Below are 26,505 nucleotides of genomic sequence, written 5' to 3' on the forward strand. Positions count from 1 at the left end.
TCATAAATAAAAAAACATATTATGACCAAGAATGGATAAGCTTGCCAGTTTTTTAAATATAAAATATCCTCTTATTTTCCATAAACCCTGATTATTTTTCAATGACTGATTCAAGAACTCTATCAAAACCAAGAAGTAATCGATTTTTTTCAATCAATCGATTGGCAAATCCGAAAATTTTTTTTCAGTTTACGACAAAACTGCAGCCCTGGATCAACGGGTTTGCTTTGCTTTTCATCGTCATTGGAATAATATGGGGCCTTTTTATCTCCCCAGCAGATTGGCAGCAAGGGGATAGCGTAAGAATTATGTATATTCATGTTCCCATGGCCATGCTTGCCAGTGCCGGTTATATTTTACTTGCTTTTTGCGGTTTTTCATCCCTAGTCTGGAAACATCCCTTAGCCGATCTAGCGGCCAAAGAAATTGGACCTGTTGGAGCTATTGTAACTGCCCTATGTTTAATAACGGGGTCCATTTGGGGAAAACCCATGTGGGGCACTTGGTGGGTTTGGGATGCACGATTAACATCAGTTCTGATATTGTTTTTTCTCTATTTAGGACATATCACTTTATGTCATGCCTTTGATGAACCTCAAAAGGGTTATAAGGCAGCTTCCATTCTTGCCCTTGCAGGCGTTTTTGATCTCCCTATAATCAAATTCAGTGTTCAATGGTGGAACACATTACATCAGCCAAATACATTCAGTTTAACCCATGCCTCTTCAATCACTCTTTCCATTGCTACCCCATTGATTTTCTGTTCGCTGGGTTTTTCCCTTGGATTTATAGGTATACTATTTACACGAATTCGAACCGCCATTCTTGAAAACCAGATCCATCGCCTACTTATCAATTCACAATCTTTGTCAATGCAATGATCATGTCGCATCTCCCCTACTTGATTTCCGCTTATGGAATTACCCTGTTAACTGTTTTGGCTCTATGGCTTACCACTTATAGACGGTTTCACCAGGCAAAAAATAAACTGGACATTATGAAAAAACTTAATCATGAAACGTAAAACTCAACGTCTATGGATAATCCTAACTTGCATGATGGGCTTCGCGATTGCAATCACATTGATTTTATCAGCTTTTTCAAGTAACTTGGTCTATTTCAAAGTTCCTTCCCAACTCATAAACCAATCCATATCTAATTCTACCACAATACGATTGGGAGGAATGGTTGTTGCCAACTCCCTTCATCATCAGAATGACCATCACACACCAATGGCTATATTTGATATTACAGATGGAAAAGCCGCTATTCATGTAAAATATAGAGGCATTTTACCTGATCTATTTCGAGAGGGACAAAGCGTTATTGCCATTGGTTACTTAAATCCTCAAGGAATATTCATCGCCACTGAAGTATTGGCCAAACATGATGAAACTTACATGCCTAAAGAAATCGCCGACGCTTTGCGCAAAAATGGCAAGTGGGATCCGCGTTTTGGTCCACCACCCGATCCAGACAGCTGGAACCACATGATAAAACCCCAATAAGCAATGGAATGACAAATGTTTTCAATTCTTCTAAGTCCCGAACTTGGTCATTTTGCATTGGCACTTGCCTGCTGTTTGGCGGGGGCTCAATTTGTTCTGCCATTACTAGGAAACAAAAAATATAATTTTCATTTAATGAATCTAGCGTCCCCCCTGGCATGGGGACAGTTTTTCACTCTGTTGATAACATTTATTTGTTTGGTTACAGCAGCATTGAATAATGACTTTTCTGTGCAAAATATCTTACAGAATAGTGCAAGTGACAAACCCATTCTTTATAAAGTAACAGGCATATGGGGAAATCACGAAGGCTCAATTCTCTTGTGGGCATTTATACTTTCCTTTTTCGGGGTTCTTTTTTCAAGTTTCAGTCATCATCTTCCATTTTCATTGAGAATAAAAATCATTGCCATTCTTGGCGGATGCGCAGCTGGTTTTGAACTTTTTTGCCTGATTACATCAAATCCTTTCCTGCGAATCTGGCCTGCCCCGATGGAAGGTCAAGGAATGAACCCGCTACTTCAGGACCCGGGATTGGCGTTTCATCCCCCAATTCTTTATACTGGCTATGTAGGTTTTTCAATTCCATTCGCCTTTGCTGTTGCCGCATTGATGGAAAAACGAGTTGATGCAGCCTGGGGACGATGGATTAGACCCTGGGTTATTACTGCATGGGTTTTTCTTACCGCTGGTATAGCAATTGGATCATGGTGGTCCTACTATGTTCTTGGATGGGGAGGCTACTGGTTTTGGGATCCTGTCGAAAATGCCGCATTAATTCCATGGTTGACGGGAACCGCCTTATTACACTCAGCCTTGATCGTTGAAAAACGTGAAGCCCTGAAAGCATGGACGATTTTTCTTTCCATTATAACTTTTTCTCTTGCATTATGTGGAACTTTTCTGGTCCGTTCTGGCATATTAAATTCCGTACACGCATTTGCATCAGATCCAACCCGTGGAATTTTCATTCTTGTATTACTAACAATTATTTGTGGAGGTGCTTTGGTTCTGTTTGCGTGGCAGGCTCCACTTCTTTTATTCACGGCATTATTTGCGCCTTTATCTCGAGAAGGCTCAATCATTCTCAATAATATATTATTCTGCTCCCTGGCTGCCATTATTTTGGTTGGCACCCTCTACCCTCCTGTTTTACAAATGATTGATGGAGAGACTATTTCCGTTGGAAAACCATTTTTTGACAAAACCTTTATCCCTCCGGCACTCATTGCTATTTTTTTTATGGCATTTGCACCTTGGTTGGCATTTAAAAAAGCAAAAATAAAAAATTTGCTTCGTCCTTTATCCATTATGGGAATTATTACGATCATTATTGTCATCGTAAGTTTTATTTATTTACATCGTTTCTTGCCAGCGATTGCGACAGGGGTTTCATTCTGGGTAATCATGGGTGCCCTCACAGATTTCAGCGGTAAATTATCTTTATTTCATACCTCTTTCAAAAATAATATCAGCCGGATGAAAAATTTACCCAGATCCTTTTATGCTGCCTATATAGCTCATATTGGCGTTGCTGTTACCTTATTGGGGATTGTGGGAATGGCCTATAGTCAACAAAAAATTGTTGAGGTACCTATTGGGACAACCCTGCATCTGGCGGGTTATGAATGGACCCTGGAATCTGTACAGAAAAGAAATGGACCCAACTATCAATCCGAGGAAGCGGTTCTTAAAATCAGTAGACATAATAAAACAATATGCTGGATGTTTCCTGCCCGACATTTTTTTCCTCGCCAGCAACAGGTCATAACAGATGTAGCCATTCATACCAATTTTATCGCTGATTTGTACGCTGTTCTTGGAGATAACAGGAACAATCATGACAAAGCTAGCGTCTATGTCCTGAGATTACACTTCAACCCCTTGGCACCCTGGATCTGGATCGGTGGTTTCATTATGATATTAGGAGGTATCATCACCCTTATTGATCTTTGCGCCAATAAGAACAATAAAAAATTTTCCATGCAAAATATGGAACAATCATCATGAAATCCATTACCCGACGACGATTGATATGGGGATTACCACTGGGTGCAACCGTTCTTGCAGGTGGAGGGTTTGCCACGATGCTATCCAGTTTAAAAAAAGGAAAATTCGATCCACATAAAATAGAACTTCCCAATTTGAACAAACCTATTCCGGATTTCAAACTCAAGCCAATATTATCCTACAAAAATTTTGACAGTCTATTGTTAAAGCAACAGCACAAACCCGTATTAATCAATTTTTTTGCTTCATGGTGTCTACCCTGTATCAGTGAGATGCCAATTTTGAATCAGCTTTCCACCAGGCTTTCCATATGGGGCATAGCTTATAAAGACAAAAATAATACGATAGACCAGTTTCTAAACCGTCATGAAAATCCATATCAATATCTAGGACAGGATGATGAGGGGATGATTGGGATCAATTGGGGAATTTCAGGTGTTCCTGAAAGTTTTCTTATTATCCCGGGGGGAATTATACGTTGGCATTATGCCAAACCTTTGGATAAAACTGCTGTTTCATCCCTGCTTTCGCTTGTAGGGACTTGATCAATGCGATTAGTTATCATTCTTGTCCTGATAATCATTAACTTTTTTTCTATTCCCACCTATGGTCTCGACAGCCCTGATGAAATATTGCCAAACCAACGGCAGGAAAAAAAAGCCGAAGAAATTGGTTCGCAATTACGCTGTCTTGTTTGCCAGAATGAATCCATAGAAGACAGTAATGCCGAACTGGCAAGGGATCTAAGAAAAGTCGTTCGCCAACATGTTCAGGCTGGTGAAACCGATGATCAAATCATCCAATGGATGGTTGACCGTTACGGCAATTTCGTGCGGTTAAGTCCTCCCTTTAATCTTGCAACCGCGTTATTGTGGTTTATGCCTTTACTTGCCCTTTTGACAGGGTGTCTAATAGCTCTCATAAATTTCAGGAAAAAAGGATTGAAGCCATCTCCCTTAAATAAAGATGAAGAAAAACGTCTTGAAAAATTGATGAAAGAACCTTGATCCATGTTATGGATAATGATGATTTTAATCAGTCTTATCAGTTTGATACCCTGTTTTATAAGTCTGTACCGAAAAAAATATCCTTCAATAGCGAACAATCCTTCAATAGCTTTTTACCAGTTACAACTTAAAGAACTGGAAAGTGAATTGCGGCAGGAATTGATTTTACCAGAAGAATATCATCAGGCAAAACTTGAAATTCAACGTCGGCTTTTAAATTCTGACGATCAAAGTGAAAAAAATAATTCCATATCTTGTGATCCGGCAACCAATGGTCATTTTTTTATTCTGTGCGGCTTGATTTGCATTCCCCTGACCGCCATAGGTCTCTATTTGCTTAATGGTGTACCTGCCTTGCCATCTCAACCCTTATGGACAAGAATAGCTGAACAGCAAAAACAGAATAAAGATCTCGCACCTTATGTAAAACAATTGAAAGAAAAAATTGTCACGCTTGCTTATAATGATCCGAAACGGATAGAAGGTTACCTCTTACTGGGTCGGATTGAAGCTGAACAAGGTCAGTTAGACAATGCTATTCAAGCCTGGAAAACAGCTCTTGACCAACGTTTTGACCCTTACCTGGCCGCGCAAATTGCCGAACTGATAATTCAAAAAAATGGTCATATGACCGAAGAATCATTCACTCTTTTTCAACAGGCCCTACAACGCGCACCTTCAGATACACCGTGGCGAAATATGGCTGAACAGAGAGTCATGGAATATCAGAAAAACAATCCTTAATTCTGTTTGGATTGATAATCCCTGAAAGCATTATATAAAAAAACAATATTTGTCGCGGTAAGATGTAAAACATATTCCGCCATATAAATTGATGGCGATGGAGATTGAGACGAACTGCCGTGACCACCAAAATGATTTCGCAATTCTGGCACCCCTGTTTTGAGAGTCATGATATAACTGTCGATTGTTTTTTCCATCCCAACAGGAAACAATCCATTTTTGTGTATAATTTTTATAAGGTCACTGGCCCGGTTGTTTGGATCATATTCCCATTCACATTCATTGCAAATTGATTTCAACAAAGATTCAAAAGCACGATTACATGCGACAATACAATCCTTGATATATTGATTCCGGTAATGTTTATGTGCATTACTATAATCTTCATTAACCTTTTCAAAAGCCTGATTATGGATAATCTCTAATGCAGGTTTAACGATTTCCTTATGAACATATTGATGATCAATACGGATTATTTCATCATTTTCATACTGATACCCTACGCTTGCATAAAGAAAACGTTTATTTAATTCCTCAATCAACTTAATTAAGATTTCATCGTTAATGAACTTGTAATAACCATTAAGTTTTGAAAGAATTGATATCCTTATTCGAATTACACATTCAATTAGGTCTAAAACATGCTCATAATTATCATTATTGACAATATAAGATTCGAATCGATCAATAAAACTTGGTGAATAAGGGTCTAAAAATTTTTTTCCCCATTCCCTTGATACAATTTCATAAACAAAAATCCATAGCGATTTATTATCTTTTGAATAATATTCATGTTTGATTTCTAATAAATTCTTTAAAATGAAAAAAATCTGTGTTTTTAATTCTTTAGAAAAACAGTCATAAACATAGACATCATTTTTGATAGCTTTTTCAGCTTTTATACGATTTGAATATAGATTTATGATTACCATTTTTAAAAACTTCTTTTTATGGAATTAAAATATTTTTTACATTGTATTCAATGAAAAAGCGGTTTGACGTTTCTTTTCTGGCGGAGGGTTGGGCTGACAGGAGATAAGGTAGATGCCAAACACAAAAATTGTATTACTGATGCTGTTCAATAATAATGTTTCCTGAAAACGCTGATCCGCGATGATTCCTAGATAGATTGAATAGATTGCAAATGGAATCGAGATAATTCTTATGCCTGCCAGCATCATACGAAACGGATTGAGAAATCCTACCCGAATAATGGATTGCATACGATAAATGGATAGATAAAATAACACGCCAAGACACCATGCCATTACATTAAAAAGCACAGAAAAAACACTCATTTCAAAATAAAGAACAAGTAGGATCAGGGAACCGGCTGAAAAAACCAGCGATCCGAGCTGTAAACTCATTCCAATTTTCAATGCTGACCATTTTTCTGGCAGACGGTCAGCAATTGGTTGGAAAAAACGATCCAGTAACCATAGATCAAGAGCGAGAATTCGATCAGAAATGGGGGGTTTATTATTTGAAAACATGAAACTTTTATCCAGCAACTTTTAAAAAAGTTATAGCATTATATCAAGCTTAATCAAACAATATACATTTCCAAAAATTATATTTTAACCTTCACAAAAAGAACCCGCTTTAATTAAAAAGCGGGTTAAAGGATATCAAGAAACAAACATACAAAATTAGGGTTGGATCGCGTTTTGCCTATGTTCTTTCAACATAATCAAAATCCGTTGAATACATCGACCACAGTCGGGTTTTGAACCACAAGATTTATAGACTTTGCTTGGACAGTCTGCACCATCCTTAATGGCATTTCCTATATCCTTGTCGGTTAATGCACGACATGAACAAATATACATCGCCAAGGCCCCATCACAACTAGGTTGTTAATAATGATTATAATAACCATTCTTAATAACTATGTCTACAATTTTTTTATTACGTATATAAACTTTTTTTGATTATGGATTTATTTCTTTTTTTATTTACAAAAAAAACATATAATTAATGAAATAATCACAAAGATTATTTAAATAAAATGCAAGTAATTTAAACATACAGCAACTAGGATTTCATTAATGATCAAAGATAAAAAAGTAATTGAATATTTGAATATTCAACTTACAAATGAATTAACAGCCATCAATCAATATTATCTTCACTACAAAACCCTGTGTCATTGGGGGGTCACCATTCTTGGCAAAAAAGAATACCAGGAATCCATTGAGGAAATGAAACATGCAGATTCGCTGATTGAACGTATTCTCATGCTTGACGGATTGCCCAATATGCAAAGACTAAACACCGTACAGATTGGTCAGTCAGTTGAAGAGATCCTCCATGCTGATCGCCAGATGGAGATGAAGGCTTGCAAAGATTTACGCGAGGCAGTTTCCTATTGTGAACAGATACAGGATTACGTGACTCGTCATATTTTTGTTTCAATTTTGGATTCTGAAGAAAAACATATTGACTTCATTGACAAACAATTTGATCTGATCAAACAAATTTCTATAGGTCGATACATCACTTTAAATTCCGATCACGCAACGGAACAAGAATCGTAATTCAAATTTTATTCAATATGGATATCTTATTAAAGTAAGATGTTACTATCTTACTTTTTAAGAAAATTACGAATTATCCTTTTTCATACAAATCAAGTTAATATATCCAATCTTACAATAGATTGTCTTTGACAGATCCTCTGTAATTAAGCAAGATTAGCTTTTACAAATTAAACAACCCTGTTTTAAATATTTTATATAGACAAGACCCGAACAGGAAATCAAAGACATGAGATCAATCCTACCCCCTTTGACACTAAGCTTGACTTTGCTTGCAACCACCCCTTTTAGCGGGTTTCTTCATCCTGCCTATTCTGTTCCCACCAATCATATTTTATCAAAAAATATATCTTCTTCAAAACAGCAGGTAATTCGCGCCACTTTGAAAAATGGATTACGGGTGATTATCATTAAAAATAATTTGGCCCCTGTTGTTACGGCGCAAGTCAACTATCTTGCCGGCTCCAACCAAACGCCAAAGGGATTCCCGGGAACTGCACACGCATTGGAACATATGATGTTTCGTGGAAGCAAAGGTCTAGACAAGGATCAGCTGGCAATTATCGGGGCACAATTGGGCGGAAGCTATAATGCCTTTACAACAGAACACGTCACACAGTATTATTACACAGCTCCTGCCGAAGATTTAGATGTTATCCTGAAAATTGAAGCTTTACGAATGAATGGATTAAGCTTAAATGCCGCGGATTGGGACAAGGAACGTGGAGCGATTGAACAAGAAGTTTCAAGGGATTTGTCCAATCCAATTTATAAATATGTTTCTGAATTACAAAAGATTTTATTCAAGGACACCCCATATGAACATGATGCTTTGGGAACCCGTCCATCTTTTGATAAAACAACCGTTCAGGATTTACGTGAATTTTATGAAACTTACTACACACCCAATAATGCAATCCTTGTTATCTCAGGCGATATTGATCCCCAAAAAACCCTGGCAACTGTCAAACAAAATTTTTCTTCCCTACCTCGCAAAAATCTACCCAAACAAACCTCTTTCAAATTAAAGCCAATAAAAGCCAAAACATTACATTTTCCAACGGATCTCCCAGCTGGACTTATAACAATGGCATGGCGTATGCCTGGGGAAAAATCCAGTGATTATGCCGCCGCGACCATTCTGAGTGACGTTATTTCAAGCCAGCGGGAAAAGTTATATGGTTTAGTGCCACAGGGAAAGGCCCTGTCAGCTGATTTTGAATATATTCCCAAAGGCAATACGGGCTTTGGCGTGGCTATTGCAGCATTTCCAAAAAACAGGAATTATCAATCCCTTTTGAACGAGGTTCAGACAATCCTTAGATATTTTCATGAAAATGGTGTTCCGGCCGAACTTGTTGAAGCGGCAAAACGCAAGGAGATTGCATCCCTCAAATTCTCTGCCAACAGTATCACGGGATTGGCCAGCAGCTGGTCAAATGCCTTGGCTTTTCAGGAATTAAATAGTCCTGATGATATGATTGCCGCTCTTAATGCAGTCACTCCAGAAAAAGTTAACCAATTAGCAAAAAGGATTTTAAAACCGGAAGAAGCGATCACGGCGATTCTCACACCTGAGGATTCCGGAAATCCTCTATCGAAAAAAGGTTATGGAGGTGCTGAATCCTTTGCCTCAATTCCTGATAGACCTGTCCCCTTACCTGAATGGGCTGATAAGGCACTGAAAAAACTTAATATACCCAAGGCATCCCCTTTACCTACAGATATAACCCTGAAAAATGGTATTCGTTTGATTGTTCAGCCAATCAATGTCAGTGATACCATAAGTGTATTCGGTGCCATTCGACAGAACTCAAGTCTGCAAGAGGAAAAAGATAAGGAAGGTATTTCAGACATTACAGATGAGATGTTCAAGTATGGGACCAAGACTTATGATCGTCTGGCTTTTCGCAAACAGATTGATGACATCGCTGCCGATATCAATACAGGAAGCGAATTTTCATTATCTGTTCTTACGCCCTATTTTGACCGTGGTATGCAGTTATTGGCTGATAGCGAGTTAAATCCTTCTTTCAAACAAGAAAACCTAGATATCGTCAAATCACAAACAGCGCAGTCCCTAAAAGGATTATACCAGTCCCCAGGTTATCATTTTGACAGATCCGTTGCAAAAGCGGTTAATCCCATTAATGACCCAAGTTTACGTCAGCCAGTCCCTGAAAAAGTTATGAAATTAACCTTAAATGATTTGGAAAATTTCTATCAGCAATCCTTTCGTCCAGACCTTGCAACAATTGTTGTGGCAGGCAACATAACGCCTGAAAAAGCGAAGGCAACCGTTGAAAAATATTTCGGGTCATGGAAGGCGAAAGGTGTCAGGCCCAATCTTGATTTGCCTCAACGTCCAAATAGCAAGACCTCCTACATTCATGTTCCCGATAAAAGCGCAGTGCAAAGCAGCGTCGCATTGGTTGAATCCATCCCGCTGAACGTTTACCATCCGGATCATTATGCCCTGAACCTTGGCAATGAAATATTAAGTGGCGGATTTGCAGGACGGTTTTACAAGGACTTGCGGGTTAGGACAGGATATGTCTATAACGTAAACAGCTCTTTTGACTGGTCCCGCACACGTGCGGGATATAACATCAGTTTTGGTGCGGATCCTGACAAGGTTGATCTCGCCCGCAAGGCAGCCCTGAAAGACTTGCAGGCCATGCAGACGCAACCCGTCAGCGAACATGAACTGCAACTGGCCAAGGCGTCATTGCTGAGGAGCATCCCATTGCAACGTTCCAGCATTGACAAACTCGCGTCACAATATTTGACCTTCAGCGAATTGGGATTGCCCCTGGACACACCGCAAAGATCAGCCCAAATCTATTATCGGATGAGTGCCGGCGATATTCGGAAAGCCTTTAAAACATGGATCAGAATTGATGACCTCGCCCAGATTACCAAAGGGCCAATTAACCAGAAATAAAATTATATATTATTGTTATTTATTATAAGGCAGATTTAAAATTTTTGCCTTTTTAATTTATTATTCCTGAGATTTTTGAGGTTTATTTATAAATTTTTGAATTTCTTTTATCAGCAATTCAAAATTTACAATTTTAACGGTTCTAAGAGAATTATCACTATCATAATCTTTTATATATTCTGTAAGTTTTTCCACAACTTCTTGCCAAAAAGGTTCTTCTTTAAAAAGAATCTCAATATTATAAGAAAGAAAACTATTATACCGTAAATGTACCGCTTTATAAAAAGCATATATCGTGGAATTTTTACAATTTTTCATAGCCTTGACAAATTCTTCAACATAATCATTGTTGATAAAAATTTCTTTTTGCAGATTTTCATCATTATAGAAAATTATATCATCAAAACCCTTATTTTCCTCCCCCCTTAACATCTGAATGATTTTTTGTAATTTTTCATTTGCTTCATCTTTGGACAATTCAGTAATACATATTTTTTTGAACTTTCTAAAATTGTCCAGTATTTCAGAAAAAACAGGATTATGACGCGATAAAAAATCATAATTTTTTGGATTATAAAGTGAATCACAATCTACATCATTTCCATATTTTATTATCCATGCCTTGCAATATTTCCTGATATAATTAACTGCGAGCCACTTAATTGAATTTATATCTTCCTTAATCAATTTCTTTTCATTAAAATAAATAATTAATCCTAAATAGTGAAAAAATATAGGAAAATCCAAATATTTTAACGAAAAATAATTAACCCTAAATTCATTAAGTAAATTTTGAAAATCTTTTTTATCTAATGATCTATAAAAAATTAATTTATCCAATAAATCCTTACGATTCTTATCAAAAAAACTTTTAATGTTTTTATCTATATTAGTAAAATCTGATCTAAATAGAATATTAACCCATACATGCATTTCAAATATAGTAACTTGTATTGAATTAATTGAAAGAAAAAATCTTTTTATATAATTATTATAAAAAAATCTTCTTTTATTTATAATTTCCAGAAGTTTATAATTTTTAGCATAAATTTCTTCTAATTCTGGTGGATCATTATTAAAAGAATAGCTCAAATTAACTGATATTTTATTTATATCTTTCATGATTTTTTCAGATAAATCATTGCCCGTTATTTTCCACTCAATAATTATTAATTTTAAAATGAAAAAATTTTCAATTAACATATTAATAAAATTTCTTTTTATTTCATTCTTTACTCTTTCTTCACCCTTTAATTCATTATCCTTTTCCAGAGGATAATAATCGTCTTTGATATTATGTAACAAATATCCACAATCATCTATGGCCTGTTTAAGCCCCCTTAAATTTGGTGTGGCAATCTGACCATCTTTATAAATCCGTTTAATAAATTTATGATGTTGTGCGATAAGCTTTTTGTATTTGTTGGGTTCCGTGCCATCCTCGCCAGTAAATAAAAAATAATCCACTACAGCTTCAAAATTGGAATGAATTTTGAAAGTTTTCCCAATGACTTTTTCTTTAAATTCTTTATATAAATCGGATTTTTTCAGAATTTCAGGATCTACAGCCTGTTTATTGCGATCAACTATTTTACCCTGATTTACATTATCAGGTTGCCTGTTACTGTCTTTGTTACTTTTTTCGTTATCCTCAATCTCAGAAATTTCAGATTGTTCAATAAAAAAGCTTTTCCTCATTCGCTATAAGGATAACTTTCATTTTTTCAACCTCTACAACTTGATTGATCCAGCCCAGCAACTCTTTTAAGGGAATATCTGATCTTTCCAAATCATCAAGAATATAAACCAGATTATGTTTTTTCACTGATGAAATAATAGATTTCAATTTTTTTTTTAAATCTGGAAAAGTTGTTAATGAAATAAATGCCTTGAGTAAGGAAAAATAAGGGTTGGCAAAATTAGAAATATTTGCATTTTTAATCAATAAGGAAGCAATATCTGATAGAATATTAAAATTACCAAAAATTGATTTAGTCAATCTACTTTCAAGCTCTTCTACAGTTTTGATACCGAATACGCTGATCTTGATAAATCGTATATTATATTTTTTTAATTTTTCATTTCTTGATAATACTTTATTTAATCGATCAGGTTCGAATGCAAGATAATGATCAAATTTTATACCAACGGATACCAACTTTCGAAAGATAAATACCAAATATATTATAAACCAATTTCGTTTTTTTTTCGGTAATTCACTTTCATTTAAAATGATTTTGCTATTTTGTAATTTATCAGCCCCTGAATATGCATCGATATAATATGTTTTACCGATGCCCCATTTACCAGTTAACAATACAGCAAATTCTGGCTCTTTTTTATCAAAAACATAATAATCCAAATACTCCGTGATATGTTGATTATCACCACCTAAAATGTCAGAAGATTTATCCACAATATATCTCATTCATAATATTACTTATTTTGATTTTGTAATATTTTAACCTGAAATTTGAATGAATGAGATATTATTTCATAATCAAGTAATCACTATTGATTTATATTATGGGCAGGCTTTCCCCATGTGTTTTCCGTTGGTTTGCTATCAATACAAAACATGATAATAAGGGCTAATGACCCTATGACGGTAAAATATAGCAATAACCACCACCCCGATAGATTAATATCATGCAAACGCCTGATTGAAACCGAAATCAGGGGAATGAACGTAAATAAAAGCCAACAGAAAATAAAAAGATAAATAACCCATACAAGAATTGACAAGACTGGATGGGATGATGATCCTATATTATATACAACATAAAAAAGAACGACCGTGCTTATAACTAGAACGGTAAGAAAGATAAGCAGAAAATACCAGAATTCCTTTCTTCCAGCCCTTCCCTCTATTGTCAAATAATTTTTTATACATCTATTAAACCAATCAATGATTGTATTATTTTCTTCATTATCATATTGGTTAGATACATCAATGTTATTCTCTGACATGTTCATCTGTTTGCACCCTTTTCAATAAAGATAAATGGTGGACTTTTTGCATTCACCGAATTATCAGAAACACCTGATTATTGAATATTCTGGTCAATATTCCGGAATATCCCAATCTTTGTATTTATATTGTAATAATAAATAATTATACAAACAACCAAAATAATTCCATAATAATAGAATTAATATTTTTATAGAATTACAAACAATACTGTTAAAATTATTAACATAGATTATTTTATATTTTTTTATTTTATATTATCCAGACTGATAACAAAAATCCCTTTTCTGTAAAACTGTTAAAGAAAAGGGATGAAAATCAGTTATCTATATTTTAATTTTGCTGGAGGCCCCCATTGATTATCCTCATATTTAGTATCAATGCAAAACATGATCCAAACAGCAATTGAACCAACGGGTATGAAATGAAGAAGCAACCAAAAACCTGACAAATTAATATCATGAAGACGTCTGACCGCAACGGAAATCATGGGAATAAACATTACAATGCTAAATACACTCCACAAGAATATTGATAGATATAGACAGACCTCAAACATTAGTATTCCATCGAATGAAGTATCCGTTTGAACAATGGTAGCAGAAAATAACAGGCCAATTATGAGTAGTCCAATAAAAAAAACGGCCCAGTAACAAATTTGAAACGACCAAAATTCTGTTCTTCTGGCCCTTCCTTCAAAATTAACATAATTTCTGATGCATTTATTAAACCATCCTATGATCGTATAGTTTTTTTCTTTTTCAAGTTGTTGTTCATATTGGGTCCGTGATTGAATTTTATTCATAAAATGAACATTTTTGTCATCAATTAATATAAAAACTGCAACAGCCCTACCGAATTGATTGACTTGAAAATCAACACAGTTCCCTTTTTGAGGGGCGATATTTTCCTTCCATTCATCGCCACTAAATTCGTAACGCTGCCCATCATCGCCTGAGATATACCCTGTATTAGTCTGTATGATAAAATTGAGTATAAATCCCCGCATATTTAAAATTTTTTTCCTGTATTAAATCAATGATATCAAATAATTTTTCTAAAATATAATCTAGTCTAGAAATCCATCATTTTTCAAAATTTCCATAACGGTATGAATACGGTTATTATAAAGATGATCCCGCAGAGTGCGTGCCTGTGCTTTTTTAGCCGTTTCCAATAATAAATCTGGATCATTCAAATATTTATCAAGTTGTTGTTGAAAATCATAACGTGTTGAAAAAACCGGGACCTCATCCCGTTCATAAAAATCATGAATTGCATAATTATCTTCATGAAAAAGCTGCATAGCACCTGCAGCAGATGCCTCGAACGTTCTTGGTCCAGGGTTTGAAGGCATAATCATATACCGTTTATTTTCAAAATGAAGGCTACGACCCAAATTAAGAACAATTTTCGAGCGCTGATATAACTCAATTAACTGATCTTTCTCTATCCTGGCATCTGAAAAGCCAATCCCGAATTCACCCCAACCCGGGCCGATAATTTTTACTTTTAGATTTGTCAGGGCTGGTTTTATGCTGCGCATGACATCCTTGCGGCTACCAAATGCAACACCACAAAACATGACATCAACCGTTTTTTCAATGGTTTCGTCAATGGGACGGTAATGCAACTTTTCACAAGCTGCCAAAGGTAAAAAATGGGTATGTGGATGATTATAAAAATTCGTCCCCCAACGATCACAGGAAAATATTACATCGAAATCGTCAATAATTCTGTAATTGGCATCTTGTTCATATGGATCTTCTGTCGCCCAAAAAATGGTGATCGCACCGAATTTTTTTGCCCTGTGACATACTTCTCCAAAATAGGTGCTTTCCGGCAAATATGATCCAATTGAAAAAACAATCTTAGGTTTTATATACTCAATTGCAGCCGCGGCTCCTGCAATATTCGTGGAAATTACATTACCTTCACCAAAAACACTTTCCCAACCTGATATAATGGCTTCACGGATCTGCGCATTGGCCTGCGATTCATAACGTCCACCACTGCATACCATTACTTTTTCATTTTTAGTTTTTTGAAATTTATTTTTTGATTTTATAGCCATATGAACCTTTTAACACCTGTGTAAAATAACTTTTGATAAAATTGACTGCAACTGCTCCTTAAACCGTTCACGATTGCATTCGCGAGCAATACGATCAAGGGCATTTTGACGCAGCTGATTCCATAATTCCTCCGTCTGGTACAACCTAATAATTTGCGAGGCAAAAAATTCCGGATTATCCGTGGAGGCTGCAAGAATATCCCTCTCATCTTGCCATCCCAGTTGTTCCACCAATAAATTTGACGCCACGATAGGAATTCCATAGGATGCAGCTTCATGTAACTTATAGGGAATGCCACCCGCAAATCTCGTTGGTGCGATATAGACACGATGATCATCATATAAACTGGACAAATCTGGCACCATTCCCAAAAAATCTATATCAGGATAATTAATCAAGACGGATATATCAACAGAGGGATTTACATAGCCTGCAATTGAAAAAGTAAAATCCGATCCCATTTTATCAATCAAAATCGGCATCACAGAAGTTATAAACCATTTCAAACTGTCATAATTAGGTGCCTGATCATCATGCAAAGCACCAACAAAAAGAATATTTTTGCGCTCTTTCCATTCCTTTTGTGATTTGCGTATGTTGATACTATGTCCGAGAATATCGACATTGTTAAATCCTGCCTGTCGAATATAATTTGCATCAATTTCATTAACGGCTACAATTTCTTGACAATGTTTTGCACAGGATAACTCCTCCTCCAGAGCCTGTTGAAAATTTTCGTCTATTTCCTTTTCCAATAGCTTTGCCTGCAATCGTGTCCGGGGTGTCGCAACAACCTCTGTATCAAGGATTATTTCCTGGGGTAAATAACGGCTAGCTTCACCCATCATGGGCAATATTCTATCTAAATTATGGGTTCTTCCTATCCAGACCAAATCATAATATCCCGCCCTTTCCTTAAAGAAATCACGAAGATGTTCAACTGTATGATTGAACAACACCTCAACCGTATCAGGCATGCTTGAATAAATCTGATAAACATGGGGATAAAAGTAATTTATAGGATAAACCGTCACTTCATACCCTAATTCAGACATTTGAAAGATAATGTCATTTGAACGAATATACCCAGACCCCAGATGTTTTAAAGGAACCCTATCCTCAATGAATAAAATTCTTTTATTTATATTTCGTCTCTGTCGCGCAATTAAAACATTATCACTATGCCGGGGAGATTGAAACCTTAAAAAATCCGCATGTTCTCTGGCAAATAATCGATGGTTTCGCTTTATCAAACCACTTGAAATAATCGGATTGCTTGAACAATACTCCATATGTTCAACAACTGCATTAGGATCATATACAATACGATATCCCGCCTTTATCATCCGAACACAGAAATCCGTATCCTCAAAGTAGGCTGGATAATAAATAGGGGAAAATCCATTCAATTCCTTCAGTACTTTTGATTTTACTGCCAACATCGCCGCTGAACAGTAATCAACATCCCGAACAAAATTCGCCTCGGGAATCAATGGGTCTTTTCCTCTCAAATACCCTGTCGTTGTTCCATCCCGCCAAATAATCTGACCTGCCTCTTGAAGCAATCCATCTGGATGAATTATTTTACCTCCGACTGCACCAATATTATCTGCTGAAGTCAACCGTTTACAAAGTACATCAATTGTTCCCGGCAATAAATTAATGTCATTATTCAAAAAGATAACAATCGGGGCATCAACGTCTTCCATCAATATGTTACATGCTTTACCAAAGCCAAAATTATAGGGAAAACGGTTTACGGAAGCACCGATTAAACAACCTTGGATAAATTTACTGTCATCTATTGAGTGATTATCACCCAAGAGTAATTGTATATTTCCATTAAAATTAGAACGAAGGGATGCCAACGCGGTCAATGTTACCGTCAGATTATTGTGCATCAACATAATTACACAGATATCCGCCTGACCCTTATAGGAGAAATCAAGCTTTTCATGAACAACCGATGGTAAAACAAGTCTTGATTTTTTTTTAAAATATGTTCTGCTTTCCTTTGTTTCATTAGTTAAACGATAATGAGAATCATCAGGTTGCTTATTTATCCACTGATCAAGTTTTTGTTCAAATACATAAGCAGCAAAAGCATCCCTGAATATACCCGTTTCAACCTTATCACGAATATCCCCTGATAGATAATATTCGTGCAGACTAATATCGGTCCTTGGAGAACGAAGTTCTAACGCACCATAATGTATGAAATGATCATAGCCGTTTCTAAAACTTGCTGTTGATTCAATGGCTTGATTTATATCCTTATAATGATCTAGGTAAAATTCTTCTTCAAACCATGGAGATGGATTAAATAGTTTTGGAGTTTCATTCAAACAATAATGATGTAAAGCACAAAGATATTCACCATCAGCAATTTTTTGTTTTACATCAGGATATTTTTCTAAATACCATGATGTGTCAAAATAAAGAGAGACATTTGTATTTTTTTCAACATCACTAAGATAATAAAGAAAATTTCTATAAGGATTTTGACTGCGCTTTACATCTTCACGTTCATAACATGCCTGTTGATAGATTGAAGGATCGAATAACAAGGATCCTGTACGACGTAATCCATCCCCTTTTTTCAGATAATGATCATATGCATTAATATATTGGGAATCATTAATAACTTCATGAATAAAATCAGCGTTATTTTTTAAATAATAATGTGTTGAAAAAAGCCAGTGAGGATCATGTGTCAAATAACCCTGATTACAATAATGCTCAAAACCTGATTTAAACGCTCCACGATCAATATTTTTTCTTAATTCAGGATATCGTTGTAAATACCATTCCTCATCAAAGTAGGGATTGGGAGAATGACCTAAAATTGAACCTACCTGATTATAATAAATTTCCACATCATCCAAACCACAATTTTTCATTCTTTCACTTAGGTCAGGATAGGTTTTTATATACCATTCCCCATCAAATTTAGCCCATAATGCTTGATCAACTGCATCCTTGTCATTTTCTATATTTTTTTGAATTGGCAAACTATCAGATTGTGACGAAACAGGTAAATCCTTATTCTTCCCCCCATAATTTGTTCCGCTAGCTAGCAATCGAATATAGGCATTTGGATAAAGTCCCTTTTGAATATCCTGTTTAACAGCTTTATCCGCAGCATATTGCTGTAAATTTATTTCTTCACAGGGATCCCACAAAAGCTGTATTCCCTCGTAAATAAAATGAGCATATCCATTTCTATATTTTTTGAACGCTTGAACATTCTCAAGCTGGCTTTTATATTTTTGATCATAAAAGGATTCATCAAACCAGGCATTTGGATTGAAATTGAAAGCTTGATTGTTTACTAGATAATGATGAATATAATTGTTGAATGTTCCTTCTGAAATTGCCTTTGTTATTTCTGGATAATTCTGCGCATACCATTCTGGATCAAAATACCAGGATACCTGTATTTTACTATCAATTTCATCCAAATATTTTAGATAATGTTGATAAGGCGATAACCCTTCCTTAATGGCCTGTTGATATTTTCCAATGAAAAAATTACTGTTAAAAAAAAGACTGCCACTATTTCCCTCAATATCTCCCACTTTCAGAAAATGATCATATCCATTAACAAATCCATTCCTTTCCAAATTCTCATTTGTCAAATGTGGATTTACTTTTTTGTAATATTTTTCAGAAAATAACCAATGCGGATCATGGGTATGATATCCCTCCTTGCAATAATGTTGAAAACCACTAGTAAATTGATGGCAATCAACCATTAGTTTTACATCAGGATATTTCTGTAAATACCATTCCTCATCAAAATAAGGATTGGGGGAATGACCTTCAAAACAACCAAATGTTTTATAATACTCTTCAACACTATCAACTTCCAGTGCCTTCATTTTTGAAGTTACATGATCATATTTGTGAACATACCATTTTTCATCAAAAGCCTGCCATATTGGCATATAATCTGAAGAGGCTATTTCCTTTTCAATATTAGAAATATTATCCTCGATAACTGGAAACCCTTTTTCATTTTTTCGCGTAGATATGGCGTCTGAAACATCCCCAGATTCAACGGTCTCTTGATTCTTTACTGATTTTTGTATATCAAAACTATTTTCGATTTTGTCTTTATCGTTTGAATATTTTTTTTGGATTTCCATGAATTTATCTAAAAGATGCAAATCGTGTTGAGCCACCCAATATTCAAATATATTCAGATATAGATTGTCTTTTGCAATTTTTTCAAATATCTCATCAGAAAATTGATTATAATCAAAATCCTTCAATGGTTTTCGTTTTTCCTTGCATCCACATACAATAAAATGTTCATAACCATTTCGAAAAAGTCCATGACCATCCATCAAAATCGAAGGAGATAAATCCTGATAGTTTTCAAGATAAAATTGTTCGGAAAATTGTTCCAAAGGCGAGAATAATGTTGGTGTTGGATTGGATAGATAATGATGGAGAAGATTCAAGTATTGATAATTGGTGGTTTTTAATGTTTCCTTTGAATATGTATTTCCATACCATTTTGGATCAAAAAACCATGAAAGTCTGAATTTATCGAAATCATCCGTATCATTTGTTAAAACATATTGATATGGACCATATTCTGTAATTTCGTCTAAATTCTCTTTTTGGGATAAATACAAACAGGGATTGAAAAAAAAACTTCCTGTAAGGCAGGATTTATCTCCAACCCGTAAATAATGATCATAACCATTAATATAAGGTTTTCCCTCGCCAATCAGGTCATTTATTTCTGGATTATGCTTTTTATAAAATGTTTCTGAAAATAACCAATGTGGTGAATGATCTTTAAAGCCAATTTTACAGTAATGATCAAATCCAGAAGTGTATTTCCCTTTTTTTATAAGCTCCTTTACATCATAATATTTTGTCAAATACCATTTTTCATCAAAATACGGATTGGGCGAATTTCCAACTTTATACCCATTAGTTGAATGATAAGCAAAAACATCGCCTTGATATATATCCTGTATCAGTAACGAAAAACTTTTATACCGATTACGATACCATTCTAAGTCGAAAACCATCCATTTGGGTTGTTTTTCTTCACTATCATACACGATTTACCACCTTATATTTTAATTAAAATAGCTACTTAAATAATTATACTTATCGCTAGTTAAAATTTATTTGAAATTATTTTTATTAATTAAAATCACTCCCTAAATAATTTTCTTTTCAAAAAATCCGTATATTGATCAATTGTATCTTCATTTATTATATCATCCATAATATTACTGACCTGGTTATTTTTAAAATTCACAGAAATATTCACTGGAACAACCAAAAATTCATTATGAATGAGATTAATCAGAAAAATTTGAAATTTTCCTTCTAATTTTAGAGAATATCCTTTCTGTAAATCCAATTGTATGTAAAAGCCATTGTTTAATGGAACATTTTGAAAAACTGAAATTGTTTCATGACGAATAAATCTTGATGTGGCAACAAAAAAACAGTTTTTAAAAGATTCATTAACAAAGGCAAGATATATCTGCCCTGCCTTACTTGTTGTTCGATCAAAAGCCCATCCAGAAATTTTAAGCAAATTCCCTGCTTTTTCATTTTCCGGATTAACATCCGTAGATAAATTTTGAATATAATATTCTAGTTTACCTAAATTTTTATGAAACAATCTATTTTCAGAAATATCACTTAATTTTATTCCACGCATAATACCATCTTTTTCAGTAATACGCAGAAAATCATCTAATATAACCTGATTATCATGAAATTCATTATAGATTTTAACAACTTTTCCGGCATTAACCTTTATTTCGTAACCAGCCAGTTGAAATGCCGCTATTCCATTGACAACATTAATCAAGCCAATTCTGAAACGGCCCTCACACCATTTTCCTCTCAATGCTGATTTACACGAAAATCCATTTCGTACAGGAGCATTAACAAAATTAGATGCCACATCCTCCCGACTTTCTCGATCGCATTTTAAGAAAATTGTCAAATCACTATCCTGATGAATCAAAACCGTATACAAATTTCCTGCATTGGACATATCAGGATAAATAAACCATCCACGAATATGGAATTCATCTGCCTCTTTAAATTTGCTGTCATCATCGACATTAAGAATATGATAACAGATATCATCAATATAAAAATGTGCTCCCTGTACAACTGCCCAATCTTCAATTTCCTGTGGAAGCTCGATATAAAGACTGCTACTTGTGGGCGCATCAAAAATATGACGAGGTGGTGCCTGCTCTTTCCAAGATGCATGTGGAATATAATGAAGCCGCCCTATATCCCATCGCAACCCGCTGTTACCCAACATATTTATAGGAACGACTTCATCGTAAATTTGCAATAATTTTTCAGCATATTCTTTTGAATTAACCCATAAATCAGGTGAAATGTTATTGATAAGCTTCTGACGCAATATTTCATCGGAACGTATCAGTTCCAATCGATCAATAACCAGATTCACATCCCCGATGGGAACCGTAAATCCATTAATTCCATCCTGCACACGATCTTTTAACGCACCAACATCTGTCACAATGGGAATTAACCCATTCTGCCAAACTTCAGAAAGCGATATACAATATGTTTCGGGCCATATTGACAATATCAGGGCTACATCTGCTACCTGCAATGCCGAAACTTCACCCAATCCATATGAACCATGCAATATAATATTATCAAGTTTCAAATCTTTTAGGACAGATTCATAGTTAGGCTGCATATATCCAAAAATATGAAATTCATACAAATTTGGATTGGCAGTCTGTAATATGGATAAAATTGTATCTGCACCCTTTGAACGGATAAAATTACCAACAGTCGCAACTTTCAGTTTTCTGCCTTCCAAGGGTTTGAACTCTTTTTTTATCAAAGGTATTGTTGTGTCTGGCGAAGGGATACCAAGAATATAATTTTTTTTACTTTCCACAACAGGATAAATATATTTTGCCACATCAAACGAATGTTGTGTTCCATATAAAAATGCATCAATGGATTTCATGACTTTTCCAACAAATGCACGTCGTGTCTGTTGCACACCAAAATCCAGCTTTTCAGAAATTTTAAGGCAAACATCACAAGTTCCAACATCTTTATTTTCTTCAATACGACAGTAACGTTGTTCGTAATTCAAAAGATTATAATGAGAACAAACCGCCAGAAAATCATGAAAAGAAAAAACCGTTCCAATACCGCAAGCCTTGGCTATAATCGGTAAAGAAAGAGTGTGATGGCCTAAATGCTGAATGTGGACCACATCAAATCCATATTGATTAATTATATTCGAAAAGGCAGTTTCTTCCCCGGCATCATTCATGGAATCCAACCAGCCCACATCTGGCATGTCAAACCGTTCCAATTCTTGACCATTGGAATCTGTTAGCGTACATGCACCTCTTCGACGAAGCCAATAATAAAATTCCACATCTTTTACTAGTCCAAAAGAAATAATCTGCTGATATACTTCAATGCCACCCCATACTTGTTCACGAATAGTGGAATGCGTGACAAATAAGACCTTCAATTTTTTTTTAAACTGAGATTCAACAATAATTTTTTTCTTTTTTTTCTTTAGAGAAAAATCCGCCTGAGTCACATCTTCAATAACTTTCAGACGATTTTGATACAAATGTGATTTCATTACAGATTGCTGGGAGGAAATCGCCATTTTCTTTCTGATATTCTTTTTTTCAATCACCTCTGCGATCTGTTTAATGATTTCTTCAGTATTATGGGCAATAGCAACGCCATTAATCTCTTTTAAATATTTCTCATTCATACCTGCTGGCAATTCCACAATCTGTGCTGTACCAGCCAAACCCAATTCATATAGACGTGGACCAGGTGCAGTTGCCTGCCCTATATCTCCATGACTGGCATAATTGCGAAACATTGTTAAGGTAACTTTACTTGCATTGGCAAAATCAGTAAACGCTTCAATACTTACAGGTCTATGTATAACCCTTTCACTCAAATCAGCTGGCAAAGGTGGCAAATATTCATTCCCAGGGCAAATCAATTTATACCGTGCCTGGGGAAAGGCAATTATAACACGACGTAAAATATCAACACGGTTTGGCCACATTGTCCCCGCAAAACATATATCATAATCCAGCGCATCAGTTTCTTTCACTTTACGATAATGAATTTGATCACTTGCAGCCAAAGGTAAATAAAATGCTTCTGTTTGATAGGCCTTCACGCAAATAGGGTCGTTTGTAAACACATAATCAAAAATAGTCGTTACCTGAACATTGAAATCCAACATGAAGGGATCTTCAAAAGCCCAGAAAATCATGGTTTTAAAACACGGTCTAAGCCTTTTCATCAATTCATAATCAGTTCGCTGTCCATCAATACAAATAATAACTTCATGTTCTCCACTTGCTGCAACTGACAAGATATCCATATTATCAACTACAACAACATTATCTTCTCCCCATAGTTTTTTTGCTGCCCAAAAAACAGCAAGAGTTAAGTAAGAATTAGAGTTATGCGTATAATTTGTATTGTAAATGACTGCCATGATAAATACTTAATAATTCTTAATTAATTAGAAAAAGTAACAAAATCTATGATTTTAGTAAAAAATATAATTTATATACGATATACTACAAAAGATTGCGTAATCACAACCAATTTGAATTATAATTTTTTAAAATTATAAAAATTATCTTTTAACAGTTTTCATTAAAAGAATAAATTGTATCAATAAAAAAAACAGACTTTTTACAAAGCCTGTTTTTTAAAAGTTAAAAATATAAAAATCCTATTCTACATCCGGCTCGTTTTCATTCCGTCGTCGGAAAGCTGCTCCAAGAATGTCTCCCAAGGAAGCGCCACTATCTGAAGACCCATAATCAGAAATAGCCTGTTTATCCTCTTCAACTTCACGTCCTTTAATCGTTAAGGTTAAACGACGTGCATTTTTATCAATTGAAACAACCTTAGCATCTACACGGTCACCGACATTAAAACGTTCCGGACGTTGTTCCGCCTTGTCACGAGAAAGTTCGGTACGTCGTATGAATCCACTTAAAATATCATTAACACTTACATCAATACCATTTTGTTGAATACCGGTGATGGTACATGTAACAATACTGCCCTTGTTGACTTTTGCAAGTGCATCTGCAACAGAATCTTCACTTAACTGTTTGATACCCAATGAAATACGTTCTTTTTCAACATCCACATCAAGTACTTTTGCTTTAACAACGTCACCTTTTTTAAAGTGAGTAATAGCAACTTCACCAGGTTCATCCCATGAAAGATCAGACATATGAACCATACCATCAATATCGGCTGATAGACCGATAAACAGGCCGAATTCGGTGATATTGCGGATTTCACCTTCAATTTCAGAACCAACCTGATGTGTATCAGCAAACTGTTGCCAAGGATTTGGTTGAACCTGTTTCAAACCTAATGAAATACGACGTTTTGAACTGTCAACATCCAATACAACAATATCAACTTCCTGAGATGTTGATACAATTTTGCCGGGATGAACATTTTTCTTTGTCCAAGACATTTCGGAAATATGAACAAGCCCCTCGACTCCAGGTTCCAATTCAACAAAAGCGCCATAATCCGTGATGTTTGTAACGCGACCAGTAAATCGTGAGCCAACAGGATATTTTGTTGTGACATTTTCCCATGGATCAGCTTCAAGCTGTTTCATACCCAAAGAAATACGATGAGTTTCAGGATTGAAACGAATAACCTGAACACGTACCGGCTGACCAATCTGTAAAGCTTCAGCTGGATGATTGACACGTTTCCAGGCTATATCCGTGACATGCAATAATCCGTCAACACCACCCAAGTCAACAAAGGCGCCATAATCCGTGATGTTCTTTACGACACCATCCAGAATCATGCCCTCTTTTAATCCTTGTATCAACTCGCTGCGTTGTTCAGCACGTGTTTCCTCCAATACCGCACGACGAGAAACAACAATATTCCCACGGGCACGATCCATTTTCAAAATTTGGAAAGGCTGTGCTACACCAATCATGGGGTTGATATCACGGATAGGGCGAATATCAACTTGTGATCCAGGTAAGAAAGCCATTGCCCCACCTAAATCAACAGTAAATCCACCTTTGACACGACCGAAAATGGTTCCGTTTATGCGTTGGTTATTTTCAAATGCTTTTTCAAGAGCAGACCATGCCTCTTCACGACGTGCCTTTTCACGTGAAAGCAGAATTGAACCGTCACGATCTTCGTAACGTTCCACATAAAGTTCAACCATATCGCCTGGTTTAACTTCTGCCTTTACACCCGCAGGTGCGAATTCTTTTAAAGGAACACGTCCTTCACTTTTTAAACCGACATCAACGATCGCATAATCATCCGTTAAACGAACAATTTTACCTACAACAACGGAGCCTTCGAACCCAATATCTTGTCCAAGGGTTTCATCTAAAAGCGTAGCGAAATCTTCCCCACCAAAATGATCATTAGGGGTTTGTGTGGTGGCTGCAGCCATGAGTTTCTGTAATCCCAGTCACATTTAAAGACAAATATTGCCTTTTATATACAGACTTTAATTTGCGCGTTTCCAAAATAGAATGAATCTATTTATAAAAATACGACTTTTTCACGATTGAATTCATGAAACAATTTCAACGAAAAAATATTTTATTCTATTCTTTAAGAATAGAGGGGAGCATATAAGGAAGTTACTTTTTTTTCAA

General features: G+C 35.4%; 20 protein-coding genes. 9 read left to right on the forward strand and 11 right to left on the reverse strand.

Going from position 1 to position 26,505, the window contains the following annotated elements; translation table 11 throughout:
* The first annotated feature begins 101 nt into the window (after positions 1–101).
* Genes H3T44_RS05105 through ccmI form a run of 7 tightly spaced genes read left to right on the forward strand, consistent with a single transcriptional unit; the run spans position 102 to position 5,269 of the window.
* Positions 102–881 (forward strand): heme ABC transporter permease, encoded by a 780-nt coding sequence (locus H3T44_RS05105; protein WP_110438768.1) that lies wholly within the window; start codon positions 102–104, stop codon positions 879–881.
* A gap of 2 nt (positions 882–883) precedes the next feature.
* Positions 884–1,024 (forward strand): heme exporter protein CcmD, encoded by a 141-nt coding sequence (locus H3T44_RS05110; RefSeq protein ID WP_158523870.1) that lies wholly within the window; start codon positions 884–886, stop codon positions 1,022–1,024.
* Positions 1,014–1,508 (forward strand): cytochrome c maturation protein CcmE, encoded by a 495-nt coding sequence (gene ccmE, locus H3T44_RS05115; RefSeq protein WP_122123333.1) that lies wholly within the window; start codon positions 1,014–1,016, stop codon positions 1,506–1,508. The genes H3T44_RS05110 and ccmE overlap by 11 nt, the downstream gene beginning before the upstream one ends.
* A gap of 15 nt (positions 1,509–1,523) precedes the next feature.
* Entirely contained in the window at positions 1,524–3,518 is a 1,995-nt protein-coding gene (locus H3T44_RS05120) for a heme lyase CcmF/NrfE family subunit (protein ID WP_198196421.1), read from the forward strand.
* Positions 3,515–4,063 (forward strand): redoxin family protein, encoded by a 549-nt coding sequence (locus H3T44_RS05125; protein ID WP_110438764.1) that lies wholly within the window; start codon positions 3,515–3,517, stop codon positions 4,061–4,063. The genes H3T44_RS05120 and H3T44_RS05125 overlap by 4 nt, the downstream gene beginning before the upstream one ends.
* A 3-nt stretch (positions 4,064–4,066) precedes the next feature.
* The gene (locus tag H3T44_RS05130) at positions 4,067–4,525 is read left to right on the forward strand and encodes a cytochrome c-type biogenesis protein (RefSeq protein ID WP_198196423.1); all 459 of its coding nucleotides are present in this window, start codon (positions 4,067–4,069) and stop codon (positions 4,523–4,525) included.
* A 15-nt stretch (positions 4,526–4,540) separates the two neighbouring features.
* A complete protein-coding gene (gene ccmI / locus H3T44_RS05135; RefSeq protein ID WP_198196425.1) occupies positions 4,541–5,269 on the forward strand; it encodes a c-type cytochrome biogenesis protein CcmI in 729 nt (242 codons plus the stop codon).
* Here ccmI and H3T44_RS05140 read toward each other — a convergent pair.
* The 3 genes from H3T44_RS05140 to H3T44_RS05150 form a co-directional block, all read right to left on the reverse strand.
* Positions 5,266–6,201 (reverse strand): STM4504/CBY_0614 family protein, encoded by a 936-nt coding sequence (locus tag H3T44_RS05140; protein ID WP_198196427.1) that lies wholly within the window; start codon positions 6,199–6,201, stop codon positions 5,266–5,268. The two genes, ccmI and H3T44_RS05140, sit on opposite strands and share 4 nt — an antisense overlap.
* Positions 6,202–6,237: 36 nt before the next feature.
* Positions 6,238–6,762: a hypothetical protein gene (locus H3T44_RS05145; RefSeq protein WP_198196429.1), complete on the reverse strand. Its 525-nt coding sequence runs from the start codon at positions 6,760–6,762 to the stop codon at positions 6,238–6,240.
* A 156-nt stretch (positions 6,763–6,918) separates the two neighbouring features.
* Positions 6,919–7,098, reverse strand: coding sequence for a bacterioferritin-associated ferredoxin (locus H3T44_RS05150; RefSeq protein WP_198196431.1), 180 nt, complete (start codon positions 7,096–7,098; stop codon positions 6,919–6,921).
* A 219-nt stretch (positions 7,099–7,317) separates the two neighbouring features.
* Here H3T44_RS05150 and bfr point away from each other — a divergent pair, with 219 nt between their 5' ends.
* Positions 7,318–7,806 carry a bacterioferritin gene (bfr, locus tag H3T44_RS05155; RefSeq protein WP_110438757.1) on the forward strand — a complete coding sequence of 163 codons (489 nt, stop codon included), beginning with the start codon at positions 7,318–7,320 and terminating at the stop codon, positions 7,804–7,806.
* 229 nt (positions 7,807–8,035) lie between these two features.
* Positions 8,036–10,750 carry a pitrilysin family protein gene (locus H3T44_RS05160; protein WP_198196433.1) on the forward strand — a complete coding sequence of 905 codons (2,715 nt, stop codon included), beginning with the start codon at positions 8,036–8,038 and terminating at the stop codon, positions 10,748–10,750.
* Between the two features lie 60 nt (positions 10,751–10,810).
* Here the strand turns inward: H3T44_RS05160 and H3T44_RS05165 are convergent, their stop codons facing one another.
* The 8 genes from H3T44_RS05165 to rpsA all read right to left on the reverse strand — a co-directional run bounded on the left by H3T44_RS05165 (position 10,811) and on the right by rpsA (position 26,297).
* Entirely contained in the window at positions 10,811–12,448 is a 1,638-nt protein-coding gene (locus H3T44_RS05165; RefSeq protein ID WP_198196435.1) for a hypothetical protein, read from the reverse strand.
* Positions 12,426–13,166, reverse strand: a complete 741-nt coding sequence (locus H3T44_RS05170) for a P-loop NTPase fold protein (protein WP_198196437.1) — start codon at positions 13,164–13,166, stop codon at positions 12,426–12,428. The genes H3T44_RS05165 and H3T44_RS05170 overlap by 23 nt, the downstream gene beginning before the upstream one ends.
* Positions 13,167–13,261: 95 nt before the next feature.
* Positions 13,262–13,720 (reverse strand): DUF805 domain-containing protein, encoded by a 459-nt coding sequence (locus H3T44_RS05175; RefSeq protein ID WP_198196439.1) that lies wholly within the window; start codon positions 13,718–13,720, stop codon positions 13,262–13,264.
* Positions 13,721–14,043: 323 nt separating this feature from the next.
* Positions 14,044–14,730, reverse strand: a complete 687-nt coding sequence (locus tag H3T44_RS05180; RefSeq protein ID WP_198196441.1) for a DUF805 domain-containing protein — start codon at positions 14,728–14,730, stop codon at positions 14,044–14,046.
* A gap of 60 nt (positions 14,731–14,790) precedes the next feature.
* On the reverse strand, positions 14,791–15,795 hold the full coding sequence (locus H3T44_RS05185) for a glycosyltransferase (RefSeq protein ID WP_198196443.1): 1,005 nt from the start codon (positions 15,793–15,795) through the stop codon (positions 14,791–14,793).
* 9 nt (positions 15,796–15,804) lie between these two features.
* Positions 15,805–20,877 carry a glycosyltransferase gene (locus H3T44_RS09195; RefSeq protein ID WP_198196445.1) on the reverse strand — a complete coding sequence of 1,691 codons (5,073 nt, stop codon included), beginning with the start codon at positions 20,875–20,877 and terminating at the stop codon, positions 15,805–15,807.
* A gap of 95 nt (positions 20,878–20,972) precedes the next feature.
* Positions 20,973–24,326, reverse strand: a complete 3,354-nt coding sequence (locus H3T44_RS05195; RefSeq protein ID WP_198196447.1) for a glycosyltransferase — start codon at positions 24,324–24,326, stop codon at positions 20,973–20,975.
* Positions 24,327–24,569: 243 nt separating this feature from the next.
* On the reverse strand, positions 24,570–26,297 hold the full coding sequence (rpsA, locus tag H3T44_RS05200; protein ID WP_110438746.1) for a 30S ribosomal protein S1: 1,728 nt from the start codon (positions 26,295–26,297) through the stop codon (positions 24,570–24,572).
* Positions 26,298–26,505: the final 208 nt, after the last annotated feature.

Source organism: Commensalibacter sp. M0355 (genome assembly GCF_016101365.1).
GTDB classification, from domain to species: Bacteria; Pseudomonadota; Alphaproteobacteria; order Acetobacterales; family Acetobacteraceae; genus Commensalibacter; species Commensalibacter melissae.

Excerpts from the sequence above, each read along its gene's own strand:
- ccmE (WP_122123333.1), top strand. The coding sequence starts at position 1,014 with ATGAAACGTAAAACTCAACGTCTATGGATAATCCTAACTTGCATGATG.
- H3T44_RS05120 (WP_198196421.1), top strand. The coding sequence starts at position 1,524 with ATGTTTTCAATTCTTCTAAGTCCCGAACTTGGTCATTTTGCATTGGCA.
- H3T44_RS05160 (WP_198196433.1), top strand. The coding sequence starts at position 8,036 with ATGAGATCAATCCTACCCCCTTTGACACTAAGCTTGACTTTGCTTGCA.
- H3T44_RS05125 (WP_110438764.1), top strand. The coding sequence starts at position 3,515 with ATGAAATCCATTACCCGACGACGATTGATATGGGGATTACCACTGGGT.
- H3T44_RS05185 (WP_198196443.1), bottom strand. The coding sequence starts at position 15,795 with ATGGCTATAAAATCAAAAAATAAATTTCAAAAAACTAAAAATGAAAAA.
- rpsA (WP_110438746.1), bottom strand. The coding sequence starts at position 26,297 with ATGGCTGCAGCCACCACACAAACCCCTAATGATCATTTTGGTGGGGAA.
- H3T44_RS05195 (WP_198196447.1), bottom strand. The coding sequence starts at position 24,326 with ATGGCAGTCATTTACAATACAAATTATACGCATAACTCTAATTCTTAC.
- H3T44_RS05150 (WP_198196431.1), bottom strand. The coding sequence starts at position 7,098 with ATGTATATTTGTTCATGTCGTGCATTAACCGACAAGGATATAGGAAAT.
- H3T44_RS05105 (WP_110438768.1), top strand. The coding sequence starts at position 102 with ATGACTGATTCAAGAACTCTATCAAAACCAAGAAGTAATCGATTTTTT.
- ccmI (WP_198196425.1), top strand. The coding sequence starts at position 4,541 with ATGATGATTTTAATCAGTCTTATCAGTTTGATACCCTGTTTTATAAGT.
- bfr (WP_110438757.1), top strand. The coding sequence starts at position 7,318 with ATGATCAAAGATAAAAAAGTAATTGAATATTTGAATATTCAACTTACA.
- H3T44_RS05180 (WP_198196441.1), bottom strand. The coding sequence starts at position 14,730 with ATGCGGGGATTTATACTCAATTTTATCATACAGACTAATACAGGGTAT.
- H3T44_RS05145 (WP_198196429.1), bottom strand. The coding sequence starts at position 6,762 with ATGTTTTCAAATAATAAACCCCCCATTTCTGATCGAATTCTCGCTCTT.
- H3T44_RS05175 (WP_198196439.1), bottom strand. The coding sequence starts at position 13,720 with ATGTCAGAGAATAACATTGATGTATCTAACCAATATGATAATGAAGAA.
- H3T44_RS05130 (WP_198196423.1), top strand. The coding sequence starts at position 4,067 with ATGCGATTAGTTATCATTCTTGTCCTGATAATCATTAACTTTTTTTCT.
- H3T44_RS05110 (WP_158523870.1), top strand. The coding sequence starts at position 884 with ATGTCGCATCTCCCCTACTTGATTTCCGCTTATGGAATTACCCTGTTA.
- H3T44_RS05165 (WP_198196435.1), bottom strand. The coding sequence starts at position 12,448 with ATGAGGAAAAGCTTTTTTATTGAACAATCTGAAATTTCTGAGATTGAG.
- H3T44_RS05140 (WP_198196427.1), bottom strand. The coding sequence starts at position 6,201 with ATGGTAATCATAAATCTATATTCAAATCGTATAAAAGCTGAAAAAGCT.